We start from the raw sequence: 2,150 nt of genomic DNA on the forward strand, positions 1-2,150 counted from the left end.
CCAGAGTTGCTCTGGGATGATCCGCTGGCTGCGCCAGCACCATTGCTATCGGTAGCACCAAAACCGCCTCCAGCTGTAATTATGCCATTAATTGATGAAGATTCGCCATTGCCGCCATTTTCAGTAGATCCTACTCCGCCATTTCCGACTGTAATAGTATAAGCCTGACTTGATAGAATCATATTTCCAGTCTGCACACCACCTGCACCGCCGCCACCACCATTAAATCCACTTCGCCCAGCACCACCACCGCCAACGACGAGGTACTCTATCTCCTGATCAGTAGGGAGGTTGAATGTTCCACTATTTGTAAATGTATGAACTCGGTAAAGGACGCCACCCTCGCTGTATGTTGTTACTGTTCCTCCCGTAGCCTCATCACCGTCAACAGAGTAAAAAACTGAACTTCCTTCACAATTGTCATTGCTTACCGGAGCCGGAATTGTTACATCGGCTGAACACAATCCTGAATCGGTAGAAACCGAAACGTCTGCTGCACAAGTAATCGTTGGGTTCTCATTGTCGTTAACGGTAATGTCTTGCGAACAAGTTGCCGTGTTGCCAGAGGCATCCGTCACGGTCCACACCACTGTGGTGGTTCCTACAGGATAATTGTCCGAGGCGTCAGCCGTTCCGTTAAAGTCGTTGATTACCGAAGCCACTGCGCAGTTGTCTGCCGTTACAGGTGCTACGACAGAGACTGCTGCGTTGCACATTCCTGGATCAGCCGTTTGTGATTGATCAGCTGCACAAGTAATCGTCGGATCTTCATCATCAGTTACAGTAACAATTTGTGAACAGGTTGCCGTGTTCCCGGATAGGTCTATTGCGGTCCACAAAATTTCAGTACTCCCTACAGCAAAGGTATCTGTAAGACCAGCAGATCCATCAACTCCGATTGCATATTTGATGATCACTATCCCACTACCGCCATCGCCACCCGATAGAGTATTAGCTCCATTGCCTTGTGCGGTTAGCAGTTCTTCGCTCAACGCGTAGAATCCAACGATCTCCGTTGTGTGGTTTGTTTCGGTGTCTTTTGATTGTTCTTCATCAATAGATACGATAAAGTCGTTTGTTGTCACACCGTTAACTTGAGTCCACGAGGCATCACCACCATTAAATGTTTGTTGATCGTGCAGAACGGTAGGCGCATTAGCAAACGTGCCACCAAATGCCACTGTCGCTGGGTTGTGGTTAACGCTATTACTTGTTTCTCCGATAATAATCCCATCTGTAACAGACCCACCATTATCAATTGCAATCCAACCAATAGTTTCAGTTGCGTGGGAGTTTGAATTCAATTCTTGTTCTTGCATTCGCAGTTGGAATCCTGCGGTAGTTCTATTTCTGTTTCTCGTGACAACGGCATCAATTTCATTGCTCGTCATCACTTGTGACATCACAACTGGCACACTACCAAACGCCGAACCGAAAGTGACTTGTTTGTTAGCTTCATTTATTGCTGTTGTTAGTCCTGCTTGTATGACAGATCCATTATCTAAAGTGTGTGTACCCTCAGCAATGGCTAGCCATGAGACCTCTTCAGATAGTATGCGGCTACCATCCAGATAATCCCATTCATCAATTTGCCATTCAAATCCATTATCTGAAACATTTCGAACACGAACACAATAAGGATCACCGTCATTGTTTGTCATATTAGACATTTTGATGACTGGATTAGTTATGGTCGCGTCAAAAGCAACACTATGCCATTGCGCGGCACTTGTTTGGATAACCGTTTCGACACCAGATTGACCTATAATCGTGGCGCTAGTGCCAGTAGGACTGCCTGCACCACCGCCACCACTTCCAGTGCCGTTCACTCCATTGCTACCGTTAGAATTTGCACCGCCGTTGCCGCCAATGTTGGAACCTCCAACTCCGCCACTTCTGCCAAAAACGTTCTGGCGAGAAGCACCACCACCCCCACCAGCATACCAAACATTGATACCAGTAATATCCGATTGTACACCAGAGCCACCATCGCCGCCAGTTGGATCACTACCGTTGATTCCCGTGCCCCCTGCACCTCCGCCACCACCGGCATAAAATCCTACTCCCTGTCCACCAGAGTTGCTCTGGGATGATCCGCTGGCTGCGCCAGCACCATTGCTATCGGTAGCACCAAAACCGCCTCCAGCCGT

General features: G+C 48.1%; 2 protein-coding genes. Both read right to left on the bottom strand.

The features are described from left to right. The coding region (locus MK185_17790) for an HYR domain-containing protein (protein MCH2042482.1) at positions 1-1,829 on the bottom strand (1,829 nt) is incomplete at its 3' end. Further along, complete coding sequence (locus MK185_17795) at positions 1,826-2,053, bottom strand: hypothetical protein (protein MCH2042483.1); 228 nt, start codon at positions 2,051-2,053, stop codon at positions 1,826-1,828. The genes MK185_17790 and MK185_17795, both read right to left, overlap by 4 nt. Positions 2,054-2,150 lie beyond the last annotated feature (97 nt).

The organism is Saccharospirillaceae bacterium (assembly GCA_022448365.1).
GTDB lineage: Bacteria > Pseudomonadota > Gammaproteobacteria > Pseudomonadales > Oceanobacteraceae > Bacterioplanoides.